This window comes from Chitinophagaceae bacterium, assembly GCA_016699815.1.
GTDB lineage: Bacteria > Bacteroidota > Bacteroidia > Chitinophagales > Chitinophagaceae > Ferruginibacter.
The window spans coordinates 1273630-1299479 of sequence record CP065012.1 but is presented as its reverse complement, the minus strand read 5'-3'; the positions used below and the strand labels follow the sequence as shown (position 1 = coordinate 1299479).

General features: G+C 38.3%; 24 protein-coding genes and 1 pseudogene. 10 read left to right on the top strand and 15 right to left on the bottom strand.

What is annotated here, in order from left to right:
* Positions 1–37: 37 nt before the first annotated feature.
* The 4 genes from IPO46_05740 (at position 38) to IPO46_05725 (ending at position 2059) form a co-directional block, all read left to right on the top strand.
* Positions 38–508, top strand: coding sequence for a RecX family transcriptional regulator (locus IPO46_05740; GenBank protein ID QQS64084.1), 471 nt, complete (start codon positions 38–40; stop codon positions 506–508).
* A 9-nt stretch (positions 509–517) separates the two neighbouring features.
* Positions 518–991 carry a GAF domain-containing protein gene (locus tag IPO46_05735; GenBank protein ID QQS64083.1) on the top strand — a complete coding sequence of 158 codons (474 nt, stop codon included), beginning with the start codon at positions 518–520 and terminating at the stop codon, positions 989–991.
* A 137-nt stretch (positions 992–1128) separates the two neighbouring features.
* On the top strand, positions 1129–1833 hold the full coding sequence (locus IPO46_05730) for a redoxin family protein (protein QQS64082.1): 705 nt from the start codon (positions 1129–1131) through the stop codon (positions 1831–1833).
* Positions 1823–2059, top strand: a complete 237-nt coding sequence (locus IPO46_05725) for a hypothetical protein (GenBank protein ID QQS64081.1) — start codon at positions 1823–1825, stop codon at positions 2057–2059. Before IPO46_05730 ends, IPO46_05725 begins: the two co-directional genes overlap by 11 nt.
* Positions 2060–2195: 136 nt before the next feature.
* On the opposite strand, the gene IPO46_05720 is transcribed toward IPO46_05725, so the two are convergent.
* The 3 genes from IPO46_05720 to IPO46_05710 form a co-directional block, all read right to left on the bottom strand.
* Positions 2196–2603 (bottom strand): hypothetical protein, encoded by a 408-nt coding sequence (locus IPO46_05720; protein ID QQS64080.1) that lies wholly within the window; start codon positions 2601–2603, stop codon positions 2196–2198.
* 143 nt (positions 2604–2746) lie between these two features.
* A complete protein-coding gene (locus IPO46_05715) occupies positions 2747–3277 on the bottom strand; it encodes a hypothetical protein (GenBank protein QQS64079.1) in 531 nt (176 codons plus the stop codon).
* A gap of 36 nt (positions 3278–3313) precedes the next feature.
* Positions 3314–4003 carry a hypothetical protein gene (locus IPO46_05710; protein QQS64078.1) on the bottom strand — a complete coding sequence of 230 codons (690 nt, stop codon included), beginning with the start codon at positions 4001–4003 and terminating at the stop codon, positions 3314–3316.
* Between the two features lie 444 nt (positions 4004–4447).
* Here IPO46_05710 and IPO46_05705 point away from each other — a divergent pair.
* Positions 4448–5513 (top strand): annotated as a pseudogene (locus tag IPO46_05705) (IS3 family transposase).
* 132 nt (positions 5514–5645) lie between these two features.
* Here IPO46_05705 and IPO46_05700 read toward each other — a convergent pair.
* From IPO46_05700 to prfA, 8 genes are all read right to left on the bottom strand, one after another.
* Entirely contained in the window at positions 5646–6050 is a 405-nt protein-coding gene (locus IPO46_05700; GenBank protein ID QQS64077.1) for a hypothetical protein, read from the bottom strand.
* 25 nt (positions 6051–6075) lie between these two features.
* On the bottom strand, positions 6076–7047 hold the full coding sequence (locus tag IPO46_05695; GenBank protein QQS64076.1) for a hypothetical protein: 972 nt from the start codon (positions 7045–7047) through the stop codon (positions 6076–6078).
* Positions 7011–7721: a hypothetical protein gene (locus tag IPO46_05690; protein ID QQS64075.1), complete on the bottom strand. Its 711-nt coding sequence runs from the start codon at positions 7719–7721 to the stop codon at positions 7011–7013. Before IPO46_05690 ends, IPO46_05695 begins: the two co-directional genes overlap by 37 nt.
* A 134-nt stretch (positions 7722–7855) precedes the next feature.
* Positions 7856–8488, bottom strand: a complete 633-nt coding sequence (locus tag IPO46_05685; protein QQS64074.1) for a DNA-3-methyladenine glycosylase 2 family protein — start codon at positions 8486–8488, stop codon at positions 7856–7858.
* A gap of 31 nt (positions 8489–8519) precedes the next feature.
* Positions 8520–10367 carry an amidophosphoribosyltransferase gene (locus tag IPO46_05680; GenBank protein ID QQS64073.1) on the bottom strand — a complete coding sequence of 616 codons (1848 nt, stop codon included), beginning with the start codon at positions 10365–10367 and terminating at the stop codon, positions 8520–8522.
* Positions 10368–10459: 92 nt separating this feature from the next.
* Positions 10460–11206, bottom strand: a complete 747-nt coding sequence (locus IPO46_05675; protein ID QQS64072.1) for an outer membrane beta-barrel protein — start codon at positions 11204–11206, stop codon at positions 10460–10462.
* 160 nt (positions 11207–11366) lie between these two features.
* A complete protein-coding gene (gene tatC / locus IPO46_05670; protein ID QQS64325.1) occupies positions 11367–12176 on the bottom strand; it encodes a twin-arginine translocase subunit TatC in 810 nt (269 codons plus the stop codon).
* A gap of 393 nt (positions 12177–12569) precedes the next feature.
* Positions 12570–13631, bottom strand: coding sequence for a peptide chain release factor 1 (prfA, locus tag IPO46_05665; GenBank protein QQS64071.1), 1062 nt, complete (start codon positions 13629–13631; stop codon positions 12570–12572).
* Between the two features lie 115 nt (positions 13632–13746).
* On the opposite strand from prfA, the gene IPO46_05660 reads away from it, so the two are divergent.
* The gene (locus IPO46_05660; protein QQS64070.1) at positions 13747–14880 is read left to right on the top strand and encodes an amidohydrolase family protein; all 1134 of its coding nucleotides are present in this window, start codon (positions 13747–13749) and stop codon (positions 14878–14880) included.
* Between the two features lie 9 nt (positions 14881–14889).
* Here IPO46_05660 and IPO46_05655 read toward each other — a convergent pair whose 3' ends face one another.
* The 3 genes from IPO46_05655 to recO all read right to left on the bottom strand — a co-directional run bounded on the left by IPO46_05655 (position 14890) and on the right by recO (position 16620).
* The gene (locus IPO46_05655; GenBank protein QQS64069.1) at positions 14890–15039 is read right to left on the bottom strand and encodes a helix-turn-helix transcriptional regulator; all 150 of its coding nucleotides are present in this window, start codon (positions 15037–15039) and stop codon (positions 14890–14892) included.
* A 170-nt stretch (positions 15040–15209) separates the two neighbouring features.
* A complete protein-coding gene (locus IPO46_05650) occupies positions 15210–15803 on the bottom strand; it encodes a DUF4126 domain-containing protein (GenBank protein ID QQS64068.1) in 594 nt (197 codons plus the stop codon).
* 76 nt (positions 15804–15879) lie between these two features.
* Entirely contained in the window at positions 15880–16620 is a 741-nt protein-coding gene (gene recO, locus IPO46_05645) for a DNA repair protein RecO (GenBank protein QQS64067.1), read from the bottom strand.
* 191 nt (positions 16621–16811) lie between these two features.
* On the opposite strand from recO, the gene IPO46_05640 reads away from it, so the two are divergent.
* The 4 genes from IPO46_05640 (at position 16812) to IPO46_05625 (ending at position 24618) form a co-directional block, all read left to right on the top strand.
* Complete coding sequence (locus IPO46_05640; protein ID QQS64066.1) at positions 16812–19130, top strand: MMPL family transporter; 2319 nt, start codon at positions 16812–16814, stop codon at positions 19128–19130.
* 99 nt (positions 19131–19229) lie between these two features.
* Positions 19230–22253 carry a SusC/RagA family TonB-linked outer membrane protein gene (locus IPO46_05635; GenBank protein ID QQS64065.1) on the top strand — a complete coding sequence of 1008 codons (3024 nt, stop codon included), beginning with the start codon at positions 19230–19232 and terminating at the stop codon, positions 22251–22253.
* 43 nt (positions 22254–22296) lie between these two features.
* Positions 22297–23718 carry a RagB/SusD family nutrient uptake outer membrane protein gene (locus IPO46_05630; GenBank protein QQS64064.1) on the top strand — a complete coding sequence of 474 codons (1422 nt, stop codon included), beginning with the start codon at positions 22297–22299 and terminating at the stop codon, positions 23716–23718.
* A gap of 15 nt (positions 23719–23733) precedes the next feature.
* Positions 23734–24618 carry a hypothetical protein gene (locus IPO46_05625; protein QQS64063.1) on the top strand — a complete coding sequence of 295 codons (885 nt, stop codon included), beginning with the start codon at positions 23734–23736 and terminating at the stop codon, positions 24616–24618.
* 63 nt (positions 24619–24681) lie between these two features.
* Here IPO46_05625 and IPO46_05620 read toward each other — a convergent pair whose 3' ends face one another.
* Entirely contained in the window at positions 24682–25836 is a 1155-nt protein-coding gene (locus IPO46_05620) for an AhpC/TSA family protein (GenBank protein QQS64062.1), read from the bottom strand.
* Positions 25837–25850: the final 14 nt, after the last annotated feature.

Here is a 25850-nt window from a genome sequence, read left to right as displayed (position 1 = left end):
CACAAAATTTACTGGCTTTTGCACAGTAAATTTGCTCATGCGTACACTCAATATAGGAAAAGATAAGGCATGGCAAAAAATTAAGCATTATTGTGCTTACCAGGAGCGCAGCCATAAAGAAGTAAAAGAAAAGTTGTTCAGTTTCGGGTTGTATAAAACCGAAGTGGAAACGCTTATTGTACAACTCATAGAAGAAAATTATCTCAACGAAGAAAGGTTTGCCATTGCTTATGCCGGCGGAAAATTTCGCATCAAACTATGGGGAAGGCAAAAGATTAAATATGCGCTAAAGCAAAAACAGGTAAGTGACTATTGTATCAAAAAAGCATTAATGGCAATAGATAACGATGAATACCTTAACGCTAGTAAAAAGCTTGCAGCAGAAAAGCTGGCAACATTAAAAACAGAAAAAAATCTGCTGAATAAAAAAAAGAAGTTGCAGCAATATTTATTGCAAAAAGGGTTTGAACCATCATTAATTTTCGAAACGCTGAATGAAATCATTTAATTTTTTACAATGGCCGAAGATTTAAAAATTATTGCGGGAACAAAAGAAGAAATGTACAGCGCCCTGCTGCCGCAGGTAAAAGCTTTGCTGTATGGAGAAACCGATTTAATTGCCAATATGGCCAATATGGTTGCGGCGTTAAAAGAGCAGTTTGGCTGGCTTTGGGTAGGTTTTTATTTGGTAAATGGAGCGGAACTGGTGCTGGGCCCGTTCCAGGGGCCGGTGGCCTGCACCCGCATTAAAATGGGCCGTGGCGTATGCGGTGCTGCCTGGCAAAATAAAGCTACATTAATAGTTCCCGATGTAGAAAAATTCCCCGGTCATATTGCCTGCAGCAGCTTATCCCAATCGGAGATTGTGGTGGCCGTTTTTAAAAACAATCAAGTGGTTGCCGTGCTGGATGCAGACAGCGCTACACTAAATAGCTTTGACGAAACCGATAAAAAATTTTTAGAAGAAATGGTAGGGTTGCTGGGTTTTTAAGCGGTTGAAAAATTAGTTTTCCTGGCAGAGAGAGGATGCAAGCGCCAAATTTAAATGCTTCACAGTAATGAAGGATTTTAATGGCTTTTAATCAATAATTTTTATTTTAATATTGAATTGAATTGCATACAACACCGTTGGCCAATAGTATTATTTTGTTCTCCCTTGAAGTTTTTGTATTTCTAATTGGTGATTTTCCAGGAAGAATAGCAATGAGTATTATTGCTATGTCTTTGTCATACATAATGGGTTATATGTGGCTGAAATGGAGAATTTCCTTAAAAATTGCCAGCTGTTTAATATTGATGATTTTTTATTTTAGCTCAGTTTTTTATTTTATGCCTCAAATTATTAACCGGAATTTGTTTTTCAAGCATAACAATTTAAAGAATAATTCAGCGCTTAACTATTTTAATAATGTTGAGCTTAAGGATACTTTAGGCAATACATACCAGGATGTTTTTAAAAAGAATAAAGTTTACCTGATTGAGTTTTATTTTAGAAATTGCTGGCCATGCGTCATCAAAGAAGATGCTCTGGAAAAGCTGCGTGAAGAGATACCCGATTCTTCCTTTCAAATTATTTATATCCAAAATGGGAAGATTGATGATTTTGAATCATATTTGGAGACCTGCAGGGAAAAGAAAAATTCAACAATACGGTACTATGACAATAACGGGATTTTGAGTTCAAACCTGAAATTAAAAGGATATCCTTTTGGAATGGTTATTGACAAGGCAGGGAAAATCAGGCAAACTGAAAATGGGTTTGGACCAGAAGTTGCGGATTTATTTTTAGACAAGGAAATCCCTTTGATTAAAGTTCTTTTAAATGAAAATTAATTTCATTTTATTATTTCTTGTTTTGCTACTTGCTTCCTGCAAAAATTCACGTGTAACCAGGCAACCGGAAATAAGGCTTAGTAGCGAAGTAATAAACCTGGGTACAGTAAATGCCTTTCCTATATCAGAATCTTCTTTCCAATTGTTGGTAACTGCATCAAGGTACTGGCTTTTTGTATTTAAAAAAATATCGGCTTGTGTTTTATTGGATATGCTAATTGCATAATTGTTGCCATTATGAGCAGTTACAAAACTGCCTTCAAAATGATTTTGAATTGCATGTTGTTCTATTGAAGCCTTCCAATTTTTTAAATGAACTATATACCGAAAATATTGAAAAATAAAACTGGATAACTCTATTTCTATTGAATACTAGCCTCATTAATTAGCGTAGTTGCATATTTATAAATTAAAATTCTGCCAATTTTTTCTTTTTTTAACAACGAAAATGGCCATGCATTTTCGGGATTTAAATAATTGGGGCTAAATGCTGTAATATACTGGGGTTCATAAATATTAATATAAATCCATAAAAATGGGGTTTGATTATACTCAATTATTAATCCGGCACCACGGTAGATAGGTTCGGTACTGCTAACAAAAATTGAATCTGAATGTGGAATATAAGCCAATAATGTATCAATAGGTTTATTTAAAAAGAAATTGAGATCCAGGCTAATTAATTGCTGTTCCAATGGAGGTTGTTGTGCAATTAAACTATAGTTATTTAGAAAAAAAGAAAAAATAAAAATGCTAAAATATTTTTTCATTATTAAGGGTTTAATTTTATAAATGAATTTTTATATGGTTGAGTAGATTTATAAATTCCGATACCACATAAAGAAGTTGCATTTACATAGTTTTGCGTATCTCGTACAAATGGAATTACATACACTTCGTTTCCGCTGCATACTTACAACTTTGTAAGCACTAAATTTCTGGGCATTGAGAAAACTCCGTTTAAGCCTTCCGGACCGGTATACAAACCTCGTGGCTGTTTTAAAACCCAAGTAGCCTGAGTGTTAGAATTTGGTAGGAGAGTTAGAAAAAGTTCGAAACCTTTGTGCAATACTAAGTCCCAAAACGCATAAAAATATGCTTTGTTTGATGAAGTAGAGTACACTGTGCCTAACAAAGTAGTTTTTGCATCCAGAGCAGCATCATTAAAGTCAAGATTAACATCTCTTCCTAAATATTGATAAGATGACTGCTGGAGTACCCCATTTTTTACGTAACGATGCCAACCAACAAGAACTTCCGAGTGCTTATTTGTAAATTGAAGAATATATACTTGCTTTTGCAGCGTTATTTCCACAGTATCAGCTCCGCTTGTCCAGCGCCATACGCCTACAAATTTATCCAGTTGGGGGTTGGTTGTAATTGTTTGAGTAAATGAGCTCTTAGTAAGGAAGAAACTAAATATAATAATTATGATTGGTTTCATTTTAGTAAAATTAATAATTTTATAAAGGATGTTATGTTAATTACAGGGGTTGGTTACTAACTGCCCTGTGGAAGACACTTTTATGGGTGTAAAACTGTTCATTTCTTTATTTTCACGAAATAATTTAAGCCCTGCGCCATTTAAAGGTGGGGCCTGTAATGCGCTTAAAAATGTCTTTTCATCTTCTGCAATTGAATTTCCTTGTTCTCCATAATGATAATTTCTATAAAGATGAATTTTGAAAAAATCGAAATGCGCCTGACTATTAAACCAGGACTGTGCAAAAGATATAAAAGCAGTCGGGTCATCTATCATTAAAATGTATGATGTTGAATCTGTAACTACTGTATATGAAAAATTAGACAGGTTGTTTATTTTGCCGATACTCCAATAGTAAGCCAGCTTGTAAATATCTTCTGCGCTAAAATTATGCAGCCGGTCCGGGCTGTTATAATGATTATGTGCCACTCCATCTGAAGAATTATTTAAAACTACATTTACCGCAAGCGCATCAACTTCATTTTGCCCTGAAAAATAAGTTTCTGAATAATTTGCTGGGCTTAGTGTATTTACTTGAGAATAGCCAATTTCATAATTATTTATCGTAGAATCTCGCAATTTGTGAAGCAATATAGGAAATGCCGTAGTTTTCAACAAAGAGTCTACTACATTACATGGATTATTGGGGTCAAATGAAGACGGTTCATCCTGCCACGGTATCGGCACCCAGCCCGGCCCACCTGTTGGGGGTGGGCAATTGCCGGGATCTACTGTTGGAATATTTGCGAAGGCAGGAAATTCATTGATTGTCCAGCTTGGTACAAATGCTCGTTTGAAAATATGTTGTTGAAGTTAAGAACTAAAGCTGAACATTGAACGAGCCCGAACCACTGCTGATGCCTGCACACAGCTGATGTTACATCGTTCAGCCCTGCTTTTGCAAATACTTTTGTTGGCTGTAGTAAAGTTGTAAAAAATGGGCTGATAATAATTAATCAGCCCATTTTGAATTCTGTTTATAAAAACAATTAAATTTTATTCTCTTATTTGAATATCCTTAATTATACCTGTTGAATAAAACGATAAAGCATCTGAATTCCATCTGTAAGCGTCCCCAATCTTCGGCAGTTTGAAATTAGAGAATAATCTTTAATTTTAAAATTGTCAATTATGAAAAGAACAAGATTTACCGAAAGCCAGATAGTGGCTTCAATTAAGAAACAGGAAAGCGGCATACCTGCCAAGGATGTTTGCCGTGAGTTGGGTATTAGCGATGCTACCTTTTACAACTGGAAAGCCAAATATGGCGGCATGGAAACCAGTGATGTAAAGCGCATAAAAGAAATGGAAGCGGAGTTATCGCAGTACAAAAAAATAGTAGCGGAGCTCACTTTCGAGAACCGGGCAATGAAAGGTTTTATCGAAAAAAGTTATAACGCCTGCTGACAAAAGAGAAGCTGTGTTTCAACTAATAGAAGAAGCACATTGTAGTGTTAGCAAGGCTTGCAAAATCGTGAAGCTACCACGGAGCAGTTTTCAATATACAGCTAAAACAAAAGATGATTCTCAGATAGAGGATGCCCTTGAAGGACTTGTGAAGAAGCATCCGGTTATTGGCTTTTGGCAAAGCTTTTATCGACTGCGCAACCGTGGCTATGGTTGGAATCATAAGCGAGTGAGGCGTGTATATAGGAAAATGAATTTAAACATCAGGCGCAAGCCCAAAAAACGTTTACCGGAAAGGATAAAGCAACCCTTAACACTACCCACAAGTTTTAACCAAATGTGGAGCATAGACTTTATGAATGATAGTTTACAGGATGGCCGAAAAATACGCCTGTTTAATGTATTGGAAGATTTTAACAGGGAATCTCTGGCAATAGAAACTGACACTTCATTGCCTACTCTAAGAGTAATAAGGGTGCTGGAGCGATTGGTACAAGAGCGGGGTTGCCCTGCCAATATCAGGATGGATAACGGTCCTGAATTTATCAGTCATAAATTAGAAGAATGGTGCAGTAAGCGACACATTACACTTCAGTTTATACAACCAGGTCGCCCAATGCAGAATGCTTTTATTGAAAGAAAAAACGGGAGCATACGCCGTGAATTATTAAACGCATATATATTTACAACAATGAGAGAAGTAAGGGAACATTGTGAGAAATGGAGGCAGGATTACAACACAGAGAGGCCGCACAAATCCTTACAATATCAATCGCCTCTGATGTTTGCTGAAAAATGGTGCCAATGTTCAAAATATGCACAAAAGCTTTATCCACAAACGGCGAACGGAAATCCTTTTCAAATTGAAGAGAGCCGGTTAGTGGATAAAGTATTAAAAAAACAAAAAGCTGAACAGAAAACTCTAATTTTGGATTGACCGAAAAAAGGGGACGCTTACACATCGCCATTTGTTATCATTGGTTTGCTGAATGATATTAGATTGGTTTGTATTTAAAAAAGGTTGCCAATAGATTACTAAATATGGATAAGTAAGATATAATTCGTCTACATTCAGGGGAAAGTAAAAAGAAAAATCAGTAGACGTTTCTTTTGTTTTATCGTATGGCAAACTTGCAAATGGGAAAAAAGATTTTATTTGAATCTGTAAACTATTCGCAAGTGTTGAAAAAGGATGACCGATATAATTAGCCTTATTGGTAACAATAGTTTGTAAATATGCCAATGTATCTGTAACAGGTACAGTCTGTGAATTGGCATTCTTAAAAATGCTGATATATAAAATTGGTATTAATATTATTTTTTTCATTTTGTAATAGTTTAAAGTTAAATAATTATAAGCAATCTTGTACATACTGCTTTTTCTTGGGTTTGTTGTGATTTGCTATGATAGTATTTACAACTATAGGTTTAAAGTTGCCATTGGTATCTTTTTTATTGAGTGTAACACCTGCATTAAATTGCTTAAGTACCGTTGCCATAGCCATTTCATAAGCATAATTTGTTTTTGTACTATCCCCATTTTTAAAATATTTTTCTGCCTCTTTAAACGCTTTTCCAATATTGGATGTTTCATTCCATTTTGCACCATCCAGAAAAATGCTTTTAGTATTTGTGAACAGGTTTGCTAATGAATCGTTGGTAACAGTAATGGCATATTGGCTGCCATCTGCCGCTGCAACAAAAGCTCCCTGGAAATTTGAGTTTGATAAATTATCCTCTAAAAGTTCATAGATGTCTTTTGCAGATTGTGCAGAATATCCATCTTTATTATGAGTGTGCAGCCATGTAATTGGCCGTTTAGTATTAGGATTGTAGATGTACTCAATAAGAATTGAAGAATCAGTGCCTGTTTGTACGTCACCGCAGCTATATCCGGTAACACTGGTATCAGTAGGGTTAAATGGGTTTATTATAATATTCTGATAAATGGCAAATCCTTTTTCCTTGGTTTCTGTAGACAAATTGGGAATAGTGTTCAAAACAGAGTCAGCTTTACTTGCATTAAAAAGCGTGTCCATTTTTTTAGCTGCATTTTGTGCTATTTCACAAGGCGTTTGAGGCTCATCCTGCCAGGGTATCCACCCATCGCCTTCTCCCGGTTCGGGGCAATCCCCGGGGTCTTCTATATTATTGGTTGCGGTAAAAGGAGCTGGGTTGTTTTGTGTGCCTTCGCAGGGGTAAACATAAGGTATTGGCCCACCGCCATTGCTTCCGCCGCCTTCACCCGTTGAGCCGCCTCCTGTTGAGCCAAGTATATCGGGATAATCTATACCAGTACAAATATTTGTTGTAGTTGTAACCAAATGGCATGAATTTGTTGGGCAAGATCCTGCATCACATCCATCTTCGTCACTACATACAGCAGCCCCGGAGTGCCGCAAACCGCTTGCGTTTGTGTAAATGAACTACATAAGATTAGGTATCTCATATTTGCACTATCTGTAATTGAAAAATTTATTTCATTAAGTTTAATTTTTTGCGTTGCTATATGAGCCGTATCGGTACTTAAAATTTTTGGGTTGGTTATTTTATAATACTCTTCATTGAACACTATTTTATTTAATGCCATACTCAGCATGGCAAATGCCGAAGATGCGGTTTTTGAATTATCTAATTTTTCTTCGTAAGCTTTATAATCTTTGGCAAGGGAGTAGCTAAGGCTTACGCTATCGTTGAGCGTTGCACGTATAAAACCTTTTACGCTAAATTCGCCTTCCATTACAAAGGGTATTAAAATAGTGGTATCGGTAACGCCATCGAGGCTATTGCCTGCAAGGCTTGCATGGGCATACTGCTTTTGGGATGTGCCCATTAATACTTTGTTCCAAACAGGATAACCGTTTTGGATAGCAAATTTGGTTACAAATTCTTTGCGTTCATTTCGTTTTTTAATTTCATTCATTACTCTTATTACCTGTGCATTTGTGCCAGGAGGTATTGTAAAGAATTTTTTGGGTTGTATTAGGCGTATTGCCAATTAAAGTTAAATCAACTTTATTGCAGGCGTAAATAATAATCGTTAAAAGCAGGATTATGCAGGCTTTTTGGATGGGAGTAAAATTAAAAAAATATTTTTCAACTAACTTACGCTAAAGTTGCAGGCCCCGGTATTTACTTCTTCTTTTCCGCTTTCTTTTTGGGAAGGTGCGTGTTATCCTTCCAATCCCATAAATAGCGGCAGGCATAAGTGCGGTAGGGCCGCCATTTTTCAGCAATGGAAAGCATTTGCTCCTGCAGGGTTTTTTTATTGCCGGCATCCAGCTTGTAAAGCCTTGTCATGGCTTGCTGTATGCCCAGGTCGCCGGTAGAAAATACGTCTTCCCTGCCCAGGGTAAACATCAGTTGCATTTCTGCCGTCCATTGGCCAATGCCTTTTATTTGGGTAATAAATGTTATAAATTCTTCATCGCTCATTTTGTGCAGCTTTGCATCGGTAATTTTATTTTCATAAAAAAAGCGGCAAACATTATGCACATAATTTGTTTTGGCATTAGAGAGGCCAATGCTGCGTAAAGTATCAAATGGTAGGGCAAGTATTTGATGGATACCGGGTTTTTGGGTATTAAACAAAGCTAAAAAGCGTTTATAAATTACTTCGGCTACTTTGGTGCTTAACTGCTGGCTTATAATGGAGCCGCATAAATGCAGGTGTATATTTTTTTTACGCATGAGTGTATACTCCGGCTGGGCATCTACTAGTTTTTTGAGTTTTTTATCTTTGCTTAAATGGATGCGGTGCGCCATAAATACTTTACCTGTATTTGAATTTTTTTATTTAATAACCTCTTACATTTTTGCCTTCCATATAATTCATAAAGGCTTTATTGCAAACCTTGTTGCCGCCGGCCGTAGGGTAATTGCCGGTAAAATACCAGTCGCCTGTATTGTGAGGGCAGCTCTCATGCAGGGTTTCGATGGTTTGATAAATTACCTGTACGGGAATTTTTATGTCTTCGGGTGTAATAAGTGTTGCAATTTTACCGGCAATTTCTTCGGCAGTAAAAGGCTGGTAAATTTTGCGTACTACATTTTCGGTATGCAATTTATTGTTGCGCTGCATTTCCCGGCATTCTTCCAGTAAATTGGTGAGCAGGGTTTCCATTTTTCTTTCTTTAAGTAAGGCAATAGCGGCACGAAAAGCCACAAAGTCGCCCATTTTGCTCATATCAATTCCATAGCAATCGGGGTAGCGTATTTGCGGTGCAGAAGAAACAATAATAATTTTTTCGGGGCCAAGCCTGCTCAGCATCCTGATAATACTTTGCTTCAGTGTGGTTCCTCTTACGATACTATCATCTATAATTACCAGGGTATCGGTATTTCTTTTTACGGTTCCGTAAGCAATATCATACACATGCTGCACCATTTCGTCCCGGCTGCTGTCCTGCGTAATAAAAGTGCGGAGTTTTACATCTTTAATGGCAATCTTTTCAATCCTCACCCTGCGGTTGATCATTTCGGTGAGTTTTTCCTCGTCAAAATCTTTGCCCCAGCTAAGGATGCGTTCTGTTTTTATTTTATTGAGATAATCCTCTGCTCCTTTTATTAAGCCGTAAAAAGCTGTTTCGGCGGTATTGGGTATAAAAGAAAAAATAGTGTTTTTAAGGTCGTAGTTAATAGCTTTTAATACAATTGAGCTTAGGTTGTAGCCCAGGGCATTTCTTTCTTTGTAAATACTCTCATCGTTGCCACGGCTAAAATAAATGCGTTCAAAACTGCAGGCTTTTCTTTCTAATGCGGGTACAATTTGCTCCACTGTGCAACGCCCATCTGCTTTTACTATTAATGCACAGCCGGGCATAAGTTCCAGCACATCATTTTCTGCAACATTAAATGCTGTTCTTATGGCAACCCTTTCGCTTGCGGCTACCACAATTTCATCATTGATATAATAATAAGATGGCCTAATGCCGTGCGCATCCCTCATTACAAAGCAATCGCCGTTGCCTACAAGCCCGCCTACATGAAAACCGCCGTCAAACATAGAAACGGCTTTTTTTAATACTGCGCTAATATTTATATTCCCTGGATTGTCTTCATCGGCTTTTACTAAAAAATGATGAATCACTTCCATCATTGCTGCCAGGTCGCTTTGTTTTTGAAAATCGCCGGGCATTATATTGAGCAAATCAAAAAGTTCTTCGGTATTTACCAGGTTAAAATTTCCGGCAAGGGTAAGGTTTCTTGCAGGTATGGTGTTTTTTTTAATAAAAGGATGGCAATAGTTTACATCATTTTTTCCTTGCGTGCCATAGCGCAGGTGGCCCAGGAGCAATTCTCCCATTGCAGGTATATGGCCTTTTAAAAGCCCGGGATAATTTTTTATATCGGGCTGGTAGGATTCTACTTCTTCTATTTCGTTGGCTATTTGCCCAAAAACCTGGGCAATGGATTGTGAAGCATTGCTGCGCAGGCGGTACATGAAAGGATAACCTGGCTCGGTATTTAATTTTACGGCAGCAATTCCTGCGCCATCCTGGCCACGGTTGTGTTGCTTTTCCATAAGCAGGTACAGCTTATTGAGGCCATACAATGCCGTTTTATATTTTTGCTGGTAAAAGCTAAAAGGCTTTCGGAGCCGAATGAGCGCCAGGCCACATTCGTGTTTTATTGCATCACTCATAAGGGAAAAACCCGGTTTTTCAACAATGAGCCGCAAATTTAAGAAACTAAAGCAGCATTAAGTTTCGATGAACGGTAAAATACGGTTTTATTTTATAAGCCACTTAGGCACAGGCCTATTTGAAAAGGTTTTACCGGGTGGGCAACACCATCTTTAAACAAATTGCCCAAGGCAAAGGAACTAAACAAAGAAAAATTTCCATAGCCTACTCTTGCCGTTGCTGAAAGCCTTGTGGTATTAAAGAATGATTTGGAGCCCATTTTTTGAGTGAATTCATTAATGGTTCCCCCATTGGAGCCTAACAGGTTTTTGCCCTTTGTGTGGGCATTTATCATGGTGCCTACTTTAGCGCCAAGGGCAACTTTCCATGCTTTGGACGGCGTTTCGGGGTTGGAGGTAAATCGGAATTCTATAGGGATTTCAAGGTATGCGGTAGTAAGTTTATATTTTTTAAAATGATTGGTACTGTCGGTTGCTTTAAATGGCATGGTAGGCGTTGTGGCTGTAATACCTACTTCCATATTTTTAAAATAAATATTTGATGTGCTAATACCTGCTCCAAAAGCAAAACTGTATTGTGGGTTGCTTTTAAAGGGCTTATTAAGCATTACGTAAAGGTTGGCGCTGCGGTTAAAACCTTTAATATGGCTGCTAATACTATCCGGAACCCCGGGCCAAAAATTTGCCGCAATCTGAAACATAATATGGTCGCCGGAACGGTCGGTAAGGTTATATACTTTTTTTTGCTTTGGCGCTTTTGCAGTTTCTTGTGCAAATGCGGTAAAAAGGGCAGTAAAAGCCAAAACGAACAGGGATAATTTTCTCATAATCTGCTTCATGTGGCGCAAAAATATAGGCCAGCTCGGTTAAGGAAAGGTTAAATGAGGGTGCAAGTTAAGGAGATGATTGCATGTAGCAAGTGTTTTGCCTTTTTTCTGTTGCAGATTAATATAGCCCGGGTTATTTTTTTAGAAAGTGAAAAATGGATTTATTCAAAAACTATTCCCATTGCTTTTCTTCTAATTTTCTTTTTTTATCTACCCTTGCGGCAATAAGTACGCTTAATTCGTACAATAATAAAAGCGGTAAGGCCACAATTACCTGGCTGGTCCAATCCGGCGAAGGCGTAATAATGGCTGCCAGAAGCAGGATGACTACCAGGGCGTATTTGCGGTATTTTTTTAAAAAACCAGCATTTATTAAACCAATTTTTGCTAGTACATAGGCCAATACCGGCAGCTCAAATGCAAGCCCGCAACCCAATAAAAGGTTGGTAAGCGATTCAATATAATCATCAAGTGTAGGCCGGTAAACGTAAATACTGGTAGTGCCCAATTTAAAATTGGCTAAAAAATTAAAAGTAAAGGGAGCCAGTAAATAATAGCCAAAAGCCACGCCGGTAAAGAAACATAAAGAAACCCAAAAAATGCTTCCCCTGGCATACTTTACCTCTTTGCTGGATAAGGCAGGCTTTACAAAACGCCAAAGCTCCCAAAACAAATAAGGAAAAGCCAGCACTATGCCGCCAACCATGGCAATATTAATAGCCGACATAAACGGGCCGCTTACCGTAGTTCCCTGCAGGGTAAGGTTTATGGGCGGCATACAAAGTGTATCTCCCAGGCCCAATTTATAGCCTAAATTGCAAAATAACTTGTAGGTAATAAAGCCCTGGCGTGCAGGTGCAGTAATAATATTATCAAAAACCCAGTCTGTAAAAATAAAAATAACTATGGCACCCGCAAGCCAAACCAACAAGGACCGAACAATATGCCAGCGCAATTCTTCAAGGTGATCAATAAAGCTCATTTCTGTTTGAGCGCCTGTACCTATACCTTTTATTTTTTTAAAAAATGCAGTTCTCTCTTTTTGTTGCGTAGCCAATTATGTTGAATTTTAAACGGTAAAGTTAATGGGTTTGTGGCTTGGCATATAATGCCTTCTCATTATTATATATAGATGTATTATTTTTTGCCAATGCCAAAAAAGCAAAACCTCCTGTAGAAACAGGAGGTTGTTTACCAAAACTAACTGCTTATGAGAAAATTTCTAATTAACTTGTTCTATATATAAGACGGCAAACAAAGTGCCAAAGATTAAAGGCAAAATGTTAAATAACTGCTAACAAAAAAAGCATAAAATTTCTACTTCATTAATTTTCAATAACTAACAATAAAAAAATATATAAATACAAAAACCAGGTTATTGCGTAGTGAGTTTTTCGGCATTTTCGGCAAATTGCAGGGCCTCAATAAATTCCTGTAAATCTCCATTAAGTACTGCATCGAGGTTATAAGAGGTAAGGCCAATGCGGTGGTCGGTTACCCTGCCCTGTGGAAAATTATAAGTGCGAATTTTTGCGCTACGGTCGCCGGTGCTTACGAGGCTTTTTCTGCGTTTGGAAATCTCTTCTTCCTGCTTGCGTACCTGCTCATCGTAAAGTTTGGTACGGAGCATATCCATTGCTTTTCCTCTGTTGGCAAGTTGGGTGCGCTCCGTTTGGCATACTACGGTTACACCACTTGGTATATGGGTAAGAAATACCTTGGTTTCTACTTTGTTTACATTTTGCCCACCTGCACCGCCGCTTCGGGCAGTTTCCATTTTTACATCGCTATCTTTCAATTCAAAATCCACTTCTTCGGCTTCGGGCATTACGGCTACGGTAGCTGCGCTGGTATGCACCCTGCCTGAGGCTTCGGTATCGGGCACACGCTGCACACGGTGTACGCCGCTTTCAAATTTTAATATGCCGTAAACATCATCACCGGTTACTTCAAGCTGTACTTCTTTAAAACCGCCTACAGTGCCTTCGCTTTCGCTGAGTAATGCGGTTTTCCAGCCACGCTTTTCGCAATATTTTAAATACATACGAAACAGGTTGCCGGCAAAAAGCGAGGCTTCATCACCACCGGTTCCGGCCCTTATTTCCAGTATGGCATTTTTTTCATCGTAAGGGTCTTTGGGTATTAAAAGATTGCGGAGCTGGCGCTCCTGCTCTTCCTTTTTTTCTTCCAAAGCAGGCAGTTCCATCTTGGCCATTTCCCTCATTTCTTCATCATCGGCGTTGAGCACTTCTTTATTAAAGGCTATATCATCCAGCAGTTTTACATAGGCATCACGGGCCTGCACAATTTTTTCCAGGCTGCGGTATTCCTTACTTATTGAAACAAATTTTTTTGTATCGGCAACCACAGCAGGGTTGGTGAGCGCCACACCCAAATCGGTAAATTTTGCTTTTATGGCATCTAATCTATCTATCATAAATCTTTTTATAGTTAAAAAACACAACTGGTTTTAGTAAAACCTGCAACCTAACTTTGTAAACAGTAAAGGCTGCTAAAACGGCAGCAAATTTACATTATCTTAAGTTAGCATCTTGAATCAAAAATTTAGCGCTGCAAATATTTTTACCGGCTATAAACTGCTTGGCCCGGGCCATGTATTAATAACCCATGCAGATGGAACCATTTTGGAAATAGCCAAAATTGAAAATGCCGGGGATGATATTCAATATTTTGAAGGCATACTTTGCCCCGGCTTTGTAAATGCCCATTGCCATATTGAACTGAGCCATTTGAAAGGAAAAATACCTGAAAAAACAGGCCTGGTAGAATTTGTGCAACAGGTAATGAAACTACGGCATGTTACTGAGGAAGAAAAAGCAGCAGCCATGCAAAAAGCGGATGCAAAAATGTACGAAAGCGGCATTGTAGCCGTTGGCGATATTTGTAATACTGCCGATAGTATAACTTTAAAAAACAAGAGTAAAATACGCTGGCATAATTTTATAGAGGTTTCGGGCTTTGTAGATTCTACGGCCAAAAAAAGGTTGGCAGAAATGCAGGAATTGCTCAGGCAATTTGCTGTAAAAAATTCTTCTGTTTGTCCTCATGCACCCTATTCGGTTTCAAAAAATTTATTTGCCTTAATAAATATCCATACAAAAGGCCAGGTAATTTCCATACACAACCAGGAAACAAAGGCAGAAAACGAGTTTTACCAATTCAAATCGGGCAATTTTATAAATCTGTATAAAAGCCTGGGAATTGATATTGGCGGTTTTGAACCTACAGGAAAAACCAGTTTGCAAAGCTGGCTGCCCTTTTTTACTCAAGGCCAAAATATTATTGCAGTGCATAATAATTTTATTAATAATGAAGATGTGCTTTTTGCAAAATATCAAAATAACAAGCTGCATTTTTGCCTTTGTGCCAATGCCAATAGGTATATAGAAAATGTGCTGCCACCGGTGAATTTGCTCATAAAAAATAATTGCAGCATAGTTATCGGCACCGATAGCCTTGCCAGTAACTATGCGTTGAGTATGATGGACGAAATAAATATTTTGCAAAAGCATTTCCCTCAAATTAACCTTGAAACCCTGCTGCAATGGGCCACCATTAATGGCGCCAAAGCGCTGGGTATGGATGACGAATTGGGTAGTTTTGAAAAAGGGAAAAAACCTGGAGTAGTGATTGTTGAAGGAAAACAGAGTAAACGGGTTTTGTAATTTCAGGGATCATTCAAAAAAGCTGGAAATTGGAATAGCTAATGCTGTTGCAATGGTACTTAAATAAGAAACAGAAAAGTTAACTTTCCCAAGTTCAATGCGGTTAATTTGAGAAAAATCAGCATAATCGCACTCAAAAGCAAGGTCTTCCTGCGACATATTTTTCTCTAAACGAAGTTGACGGATGCGGAGTACCACTTAGCACCTACAGTAAACGGAGTGATACCTAAGCCTATTTACATTCATTTTAAATGGAGTGAAATAATGGTAAAAAGACAAAACAAAAGTTCTAAAATATTTTAATTGAGTATCAAAATCGAAAATCAATTTTAAGCGCACTCATTCTTCTTCTTACTGCCAAAGTACCGCCACAATTTTTTTACCACAAATACCAATAGAATAATTACCGCAATGGCAATTACCACTGGTATTACAAATGCCAGTATGGAAAGGGTTGCAGCAGCGCCGTTTTCGCCGGTGGTTACAATAGGGTTTGCCGTGCCGGCCGTACCTGCGCTTGAGCCCAGCCGCAGCATTCCCATTGCGGTATGTATTAAGCCGGCTGCGCCACCACCAGCAATAAGGCCAAGGCCCCATTTAAGCGGCGTTGCCATTTCATCGCTCATATACGAAGTGCTGATGAGCGTACCTGCACCAACGGCAAGTGGAAGGGCAATTTTATCTAAAAGATTGTCTAAAAAAGGCACATAATACGCAACAATTTCTGCTACAGTTGCAGAGGAGAGTATGGCAAAAGCCGTCCAGCTCCCCATCCAGGAAAAACTATCGCTAAAATGGTACCAACCCATCAGCGAAGTCACATTGCCAATAAGCATGGGTAAAAAAATGCGAAAGCCCGTTGCGGCGGCAATGCCAAGCCCCACGCACACCGATAAAAGTATTGAGGTAATTTGACTATCCAATTTTGTTGCATATTTACATTAAAATTAGACGATTTGTGAGAATAACCAGTACAGTTTTTTTTGTTAAAATATAATTTTAGTTGCTTAAAACTTCTTCAAGCACGGCAAGGGTTTTCATTTGCCCAAAATTATGATGCTGCAATTGATAGTATTCCAGGTATTTTGCAAGCAGGTGTTTGCGTTTTTGCTTATTGAGTTGCAGGCTATCAAGTTCGGCAGGCTGCATGGTTTTTAATAATTCCGAGGTAATCTTTACATCTTCACCTGCTAAAAAATGCGGATGGTTGGGTAGAACTGAGGTAAAGCAACCTTCCTGCAGGTCAATAAAGCTATTTGCTTCCCCTGAACCTTCTTCATTTATTTTAAAACCAAAAAAATACGATAAGTGTAAGGTAAAAAATAAAGGAAAATTTGCAGTTACAGTTGCTGACGCCTCATCTAAATGCATTAATGCGTCTTCACAAAAATTAAAAAGGGCAGGGTTATTTTCGGGTTGTTTTAAGGTTTTGTACAGCAGTTCAACCATAAATAATGCCACGCTGTATTTAATTACACTACTCAAAATATTTTGGTATAAATGTGCAAACCCATATTCCTTGATGCGATGCATTTTTTTTAATTCGTTGTGGTAAACCTCCATACCCAATATTGCAGATGGCTGAAAACAGGCAGCGTTATTGGTTTTTTTATTGGAAGCCCTTACGCCGTTAACCAAATAAGTTTGTATGCCAAATAATTCAGTAAATGCAGTTACTACCAGGCTGGCTTCGCCATATTTTATGCTGCGTAAAATTATTGCTTTTGTTTTGTGCGTCATTACTGGTGATTTTATAATAGAAAGATTTATGGAAGTTTAGAGGAGGATGGGAAAGCTTAGAAACAACCGGTAGGCCCAGGTGAATTTCTTGTGTTATATACTTTGCGCTAAGCCCTATAAACCTTCTAAAAATACCACATAAATAAACTTTCTTTGCAAAATAAAATTTTCATTAACTACAATATAAATACATGTGGCGTAAACTGGCAAATTTTGTTCTTAGGTATAAACTGGTGCTATTGGTTTGTTTATTTATGGCTACTGTACTCATGGGTTATTTTGCAAGTAAGGTAAAGCTTAGTTACGAATTTGCTAAAGCTATTCCTATAGATAACCCTATTTACAAAGATTATCTTTCTTTTAAAGAAAAATTTGGCGACGACGGAAACCTGCTTGTGGTAGGTGTACAAAGCAATAAAATTTTTGAATTGCCTGTGTTTCAACAATACCGTTTGCTACATCAAAAACTAAAAAATGTTGCCGATGTAGAAGATGTAATGAGCGTGCCATTTGCCGTAAACCTTTATAAAGATTCCCTCGGTGAAAAACTGGTTTCCCAAAAAATATTTGCGGATAGCCTTGCAAGCCAGCAAGCCCTTGATAGTGCCAAAGCAGTATTTCTCAATCTTCCATTTTATCAATCATTATTATACAATCCGCAAACGAATGCCTACTTAATAGGTGTGCGGATAAACCATGATTCATTAAACTCCCCAAAGCGTACATTTATTATTGCACAAATCAATAAAGCGGTTCAGGAGTTTCAAAACAACACAAAAATTGAAACCCATGTAAGCGGCCTGCCCTTAATAAGAACGGTTGTTGCAGACCGCATCCAAAAAGAAATGCAGTTTTTCCTGCTGGCTTCTTTGTTGCTGAGTGTGGTAATCTTGTTTTTGTTTTTTCGCTCTTTTGGTAATACGCTATTATCAATGCTGGTGGTAGTTTCCGGTGTTATTTGCACGGTAGGAATAATGTATTTATTAGGCTATAAAATTTCTTTGCTTACGGCTTTGGCGCCGCCGCTTGTTGTAGTAATTGGCATCCCCAATTGTATTTATTTTATTAATAAATACCATACGGCTTTTTTGCAAAGCGGCGATAAAACATCTGCCTTAATAGAAATGGTAAGCAAAATGGGTGTGGTAACCTTGTTTTGTAATATTACGGCAGCCATTGGCTTTGCCGTTTTTGCATTTACGCAGAGCAGCCTGCTTAAAGAGTTTGGCGTAGTGGCCGGGCTGAGTATTATGCTCATTTTTGTGATTTCATTTATTTTATTGCCGGCTGTTTTGAGTTACCTGCCTGCGCCTAAGCCAAAGCAATTAAAATACCTGGACAACCGCTGGGTTACCGGTTTTTTGTGTAAAATTGAAAATTGGGTATTGCACCATAAAAAAATAATTTATGCAGTAACCGTTTTTCTTATACTGTTTTCGGCAGCGGGTATGCTGCGGTTAAAATCGGAGGCGTATATAGTAGATGACCTGCCTAAAACAGATAAAATTTATACCGATCTTAAATTTTTTGAAAAGAACTTTAAAGGAGTAATGCCTTTGGATATTGTAATAACTACCCATAAACCAAGGGGAATTAGTGGCATGAAGGCTTTGAGGGTTTTTGAAAAAGTAGATTCTTTGGCACAGTTTATAAAAGTACAGCCTGGTATGAGCAGGCCTTTAGGCATTACCGAAGCTTTAAAATTTGCCAAGCAGGCGTTTTATGAAGGCGATTCAGCATACTATATGTTGCCTAATAATTTTGATGGCGCTTTTGTAGCTGATTACCTCAGGGCAAAAAACGATGGCAACCAAAATGCAAAAGATAACCTGTCAAAGATCATGCGCTCTTTTTTAGATTCTTCAAAGCAATCTACAAGGCTAAGCATTGGCATGGCTGATGTAGGTACAAGGGCGTTGCCCAAGATCCTGGATACCATTAATCAAAAGGCAAATAAATTATTTGACAGCACTTATACCATAAAACTTACCGGCACCAGTATTACATTTTTAGAAGGCAGTAAGTTTATTATAAATGGGTTAAAAGAAAGTATTTTTTGGGCATTTTTATTAATAGCTGTGGCTATGCTGTATTTATTTAAATCCTTTCGTATTTTATATTGTTCACTCATACCTAATTTAATTCCTTTGCTCATTACTGCTGGTATTATGGGCTGGGCAGGTGTAAGTTTTAAGCCCAGTACAGTGCTTGTTTTTAGTGTGGCCCTGGGTATTGCGGTAGATATAACCATCAGGTTTTTAGTGAATTACAAACAGGAGCTACCCCACAACAATAAAAATGCAATAGAAACCGTTTCTAAAACAATTCAGCAAACCGGCTTAAGCATTATATATACTTCTCTTGTTTTAATTGCCGGTTTTGTAATTTTTTGTGCCAGCAGTTTTGGTGGAACTTTTGCCCTCGGCTGGCTTACTTCGCTTACCTTATTGATTGCAACAATCACTAACCTGGTTTTACTGCCGGTGCTGCTGGTAGCTAAAAAGAAATGATTTTTAAAGCAGCAAAACCAAAAACTAATTGTCTCTTAAAGAAAGGTAAAAGAAAAAAAAGCTTTATTTTGCAATAATTAATTACAAGAAGAAACTATCATGAAGAAAATCTTACTACTGTTATGTGTATTGCTGTGTATATCCATAACCATGCAAGCACAGGAAAAAACCATTACCGGTAAAGTAACCGACGATAAAGGCAACCCATTAAACGGCGCTTCTGTTGTAGTAAAAGGTTCTACTGCCGGCACCTCTACAAATGCAGACGGAACTTTTACACTAAAGGTTCCTGCAAATGCAAAACAAATTGAAATATCATCGGTAGGTAAAGAAACCCGTACCATTGCAATTGATAAGGCAACAAATTTTGATGTTGCTTTAAATATTGCCGATCAGTCTTTAACCGAAGTAATAATTGTGGGCTATCAAAAAGTAGCTAAAAGAGATATTCCGGGAAGTGTAGTAAATGTTGGCGGTAAAGAAGTAGCCCAAAAACCTATTGGCTCATTCACCCAATTGCTTCAAGGTAAATCTACAGGCGTACAGGTAACCGGCCAAAGCGGCCGCCCCGGCTCAAATGGCTATATAAGAATAAGAGGTACGGGCTCAATTAATGCAACCAACGAGCCATTGATATTATTAGATGGCACGCCTATTAGCAGTGTAGCGTACAGTATGCTCAACCCAAATGATATTGATGAAGTATCCATATTAAAAGATGCATCATCACAAGCGATATATGGTTCAAGGGCAGCCAACGGCGTAATATTAATAACCACAAAAAAAGGGCGTGGAAAATTAGAAGTACGTTATTCCTTTCAAAACGGTTACGTAAATGCACAGGATTTAAAGAATTTGCGGTTTATGACAGGCAGGGAAAAACTTCAGTACGAGTTTGAAGCAGGGTTTACCAACCAATACCTCGATTCTATGATTAGCAACCGGGTTGCCAGCGGGGCTTTTACCGCAGGCTCCAACCTGTTTAATTTAAGCGAGCAAAACCGCACCGGGCTTTGGGATTTGCTCGAAAACCGCAGTGTAGGTGATTGGAGCCAGTACCTTTTGCAAAAAAATGCCAATGTGCAAACGCATGAAATTGCCGTATCTGGCTCATCCGATAAATTCCGGTACTATTTTTCATTAAATAAAAGCGATAACGATGGTATTATGTACGGTTCTTACTGGAACAAAAAAGGAGGTAGGATAAATGTGGAATACAATGCCAGCGAATCGTTTAAAATGGGTTCAAATATTGGCGTTACTTACAGCCAGGAAAATAATATACGCAACCTGTATAATACCCAAAATGCTTATGCTGCATTATTTATTTTTAATAACTACGAGCCTTTATATCAAAGCAATGGAAAATACAATACAACACATACCGGTTATTCACCCATAGAAGGTACAGATCATAACCCAAGTGTGCTGAACAGGCTCTCTACTTTTGCCAGCGTTTTTGGAGATGTAATGATTGTAAAAGACCTTAATTTCAGGAGCCAGTTGGGTATTAACTATAATACTTTGGCCCAGGAAAATTATTTACAACCCAACTCCAACCTTGCCGCAATTTTAGGATATAACCAAAAAACCGATGCAGGCAACTCAGATTTTACTTATGTGTTTTCAAATACACTAGGATGGAAAAAAACCATTGCTGCCAACCATAACCTTTCTTTATTAACCGGTATGGAATTTACCAAAAATAAATTTCACAGCTATACATTAGCTTCCCGTGGTATGCCTACTTCTACCGTAACAACGCAGGATAACGCCGGTTCGCCACAAACAGCTTCTACCAGCAGGGCCGACTGGGCAATATTAAGTTATATAGCCGCTGCCAATTATAATTACCAGGGAAAATATTTTTTAAACCTTAGCGGCAGGAGGGATGGCTCATCACGCTTTGGCGCCAATCAGCGCTTTGCCAACTTTTGGGCAATTGGAGTACAATGGGATCTATTGAAAGAAAAATTTATAAAGGCTGGTTTCCTTTCTCAATTGAGGCTTAGGGCATCTATGGGTACTACGGGTACCGTACCTACTGGCTTGTATGATAACCTGGGTACATATGCACTTACAGCAAAATACAATAATGCACCAGCTGCTGTTCCGGCACGCCTTCCCAATGCTGACCTTACCTGGGAAGAAAATAAAAAGAAAGATATTGGAATAGATTTCGGCTTTTTCCAAAACAGGCTTACCGGTAGTATTGACCTTTACAATCGTAAAACAAATGGGTTACTATATCCTAAAAACGTATCTTATACCACAGGCTTTTCAGGCTACCAAAGTAACATAGGTAATATTACCAATAAAGGTTTTGAGATCATGTTAAGTGGCGATATATTAAAGTATAATGGAGGCAAACTCAATATTTTCGGCTCATACTCACATAACGATAATAAAATAACCAACCTTTACGACGATGACGTGCCGCAAACCTTATCAAGGTTTAAAATTGGTGAACCTGTCTATACCTACTTTATGGTTCGTTGGGCAGGTGTTAATCCTTCCACAGGAAGAAATATGTATTACACCAAAGATGGCCAGCTTACAGAAAACTATTCAACGAGTGATGCAGTATTGTTAAGCGGTAAAACGCCGCAGGTTAAATATTATGGAAGCTTTGGCCTGCAGGCTACTTATAAAGGCTTTGAATTAAGCACACAATTTTATTATTCCGGTGGTAACTACATTATGAATTATGTATATTCTATTGGCGCAAGCGAAGGAGAAAGCGTTTCAGATCAGCAATATTCCGAAGCCATCAATTATTGGAAAAAACCAGGAGATATTGTTCGTTATGCCAACTTAAACGATGCTACACAGCGCATCACTTACGATTCGGATAAGTATTTGCAAAAAGGAGATTATGTTTCTTTGAGAGATGTTACGCTCTCTTATACCACACCTTCCATTAAGGTAACCAATAAGTTTAATATTAAATCATTAAGGTTTTATGTTCAGGGAACCAACCTTGCAATATGGACTAAATTTAAAGGCTTACCCGAAGTAGGAGAAGCCAATAACGAAAGTGGCCTGGTTTCACCCGGTTTATACAACCTGTTTGCACAACCTCAGTTGCGGGCAATCACAACCGGTATTGATATCAGGTTTTAAAAACCCAAAATCTTAAAAACTAATCGAACTTAATTTAATAGAAATGAAAAAATTAATGATCATCTTTTGTGGGGTTGCACTGCTGGCATCTTGCAAAAAAGACCAACTGGAGTTGTACCCTTATAACCAGATAGAAACCTCACAGGCTTTTAATACCGAAGCCGATGTTACCCTGGCTTTAAACGGCCTTTACAGCGGCTTAAGGGGAATGTACGCAGGCGATGTTGCCAATATAATGGGCGATGTACTTGCCGATAATATAATCATCAACCAGCAGGGCCGTTTAACCTTAAAAACATTTGGTCAATGGCTTTATACCGGCGAAAGCACTTACAGTTCATTTTTTAACAACGGCTATTCCGTAGTACGCAGGGCAAATGCTATTTTGGAAAATATAGACAATTTTGCTGCCGGAACATTTAAAGACAATATCAAGGGCGAAGCGCTTGCAGCAAGGGCAATGATTTATTTTGACATGGCCAGGATTTTTGCCAAAACCTATACCAATGCTGCCGCTACCGATAGTGTGTTGCCGTATGTAATCGCTACCGATCCTACGATACTTCCTGCAAAGGAACCGGTAACTGTTTTTTACGATAAACTAGTTGCCGATTTAGAAGCCGCTAAAATTTTAGTTAGCACTTCTACTACAACCAATACAAAGTTTACCAAAAGAGCGGTATCGGGTTTGCTTTCAAAAATTTATTTATACAGGGGCGAATGGCAAAAATGTGTTACGGCTTCAAATGATGCATTGGGCAGTGCAACTGAAGTTACTTCCCTGGCCAACTTTATTAAAATTTGGCAGGATAATTCCGAAGATGGTGTTTTCTTTAAAATAAAAAATACGAAAACAGATAACTTAAACAGCCAGGGTGTGAATTACTATCAAACCGTGGGCGGACAAAGAAAATCGGAGTATGTAGTGGAATATAATTTAAATCAGTTATTTACTATTGACGATATCAGGGCTTCTGCCTATATTGAATCCAGCGCTTATAATGGGGTGCTTTATAACCATATAATAAAATACAATGGCAGAACAAATGGCGACCCTGCAGGTGTTGTAGATTACAAAGCAATACGTGGCGCAGAAGTTTTACTCAACAGGGCTGAAGCCTATTTTAAATTAAATAATGAAACATCTGCACTTGCCGATTTAAATACATTAAAATCCAACCGATATTTTTCATATACCCCGGTAACACTTTCCGGCACAGCGCTTATCAATGAAATTTACCTGGAGCACAGGCTTGAAATGGCATTTGAAGGAGACCGTTTTTTTGATTTAAAAAGAAGAAATATCCCCGTGCAAAGAGATGGTAGTTTTGGAGAAAGAGCAGATGGTACCGGAACGCCTTATGTAACGCTTACAATTCCTTTGGGCAGTAAACTTTACCAACTTCCTTACCCTGTAGATGAAATAAACTATAATACTAATTTTACACAAAACCCGGGTTATTAAATTTTATATATCAATATGAATACTTCAAATATTTTTAAACTCAGTTTGGCTACTTTAGCTTTCGGCCTTTTATTTACAAGCTGTAAAAAAGAAGCTTATATAAATACAGCCAACCAGGATGCGGCATTGTTTACAAAAACAAGCGATAATTACTTTGTAGAAAATGTAACCGGCGACTCTTACACAGGAACCATAGGTGTAAGCAGGGCGGTAACCACCGATACCAAAATTGAATTTACCGTAAGCTCCCCCACAGGTGCAGTAGAAGGTGTGGAATATACCATTCCTGAAAAATTTGTAATTATACCAGCCGGCCAGGTATTGGATAGTTTTAAAATTTTTGGTGATTATGCAGCGCTAAACGGCGGTACACATCAGTTGATTTTAAGGTTTAAGCCCGAAGTGAAATCTTTTGTAGATGCAGATTCCTGTGTAATTAACTTAATGCCAAGTTGCGATGAAGCCAACCCGTTAATAAGCATCCTGCAGGGCGATTATAACAATACCAACGAAACTTTAGGAACCAGTGCTTACGGGCCATATACAACTTCTATATCTTCTACATCACCTGCAGGGCCTACTTCGGCAACCGCAGTAGTGGAAAATATTTTTGATAGCGGTTGGGGCCCAATTTCATTTACCTTAGATTGGACAGACCCCAACAACCGTACAACTACAGTTATTGCGCAAAATGCCATTCCCGGCAGCGATGCCGGAAGCTTAAACGCTGCCTATGCCGGCTTGCCCGTAGCGGTAAGGCCTTATGCAACAAGCGGCCCGGGAACTTACTCTGCCTGCGCACAGGAACTTACATTAAATATGCAGTTAGGCGTTGGTGATGGTGCAGGTGGTGTGCTGGGATATTTTGGAATTCTTTACCAGGTAAAAATGAAACGCTGATAATTAGTTCATTTTAGCGCTATAAAAAAGCCGCCAATTGGCGACTCTACTTTTGTGCAAAAATTATTTTAATGTTTTCTCCAGTAAAGAAAATAATTCACTTCCTCTTAATTCCGTAGCAATTATTTTTCCTGATGGATCCAGCAATACATTATAAGGAATGCCATCGAACCCATAAAGGCCTACGGTGGCATTTCCCCAGCCTTTTAAATCACTCACCTGTTTCCAGGCAAGGTTATCAGTTTTTATTGCTTTAAGCCATTTGTCTTTGCTTTCATCAAGCGACACACCCAGTATGGTAAAATTTTTGTTTTTAAATTTATGGTAAGCAGCAACTACATTGGGGTTTTCTGCCCTGCATGGGCCACACCAGCTTGCCCAAAAATCTACCAGTACATATTTGCCTTTAAATGAACTAAGTGATACTGCCGTTCCGTTTTCGTCATTCATAGTAAAATCTGGCGCCTGATCACCAATTGCCGGGATGCCGGGTTTTGAATTGGGTTGTTGCTGGCCACTGCTTTGGGCATTTAATGCAGTATTGTACATGGTTACCACTTCTGTAACTCCTTTGTGGTTTGGAAAACGCTTGCCAAGGTTGGGTACAATAACTTTTAATACAGTAGGATCAGCGCTTTGGCTATACCCAAGTGCAAACATTCCTAAAACAGGATTGCTTACCGTATCCATATACCTTGTAATATAATTGCTGAACGACTGGCGCTGCAATAATAAATCGGTATTTAACTGGCTGAGCAAACTATCGTTGCCGCCTTTGTTGCTTAGCTCATTAATTTGATTAATTGAAGCTTCCATTTGTTTCCCTTTCTTATCCACTTCTTTCAATAATGTTTTTAAGCCTACATTGGCAGGTGTTTCAAATTTAGGGCCGTCAATACTTACATCTTTAATGTCGGCCGTAAAATTAATTAGCCCTTTATCGTTGATAAATAAAAAACCGTTGGGCAGGTTCTCCAGTTTTAGGCGAAATAAACCTTCTTCTGTTGCATGGCCTTTTAAGCTAAAGGCGCCGTTTTTAACCATAGCAGAATCGAGTACTGTAGGGGTTTTATCTCCAAAATACAATTGTTCCAAAATAATTTTTTGATCGGAGATGTTTTTTATTTGCCCTTTAACGGTAAAAGTATTTGCATCATTTTTATTGTTGCAGGATACTAAGCCCAAAAATAAAATAGCAATGCCAAAATATTTATTCATGATGTAGCGATAGC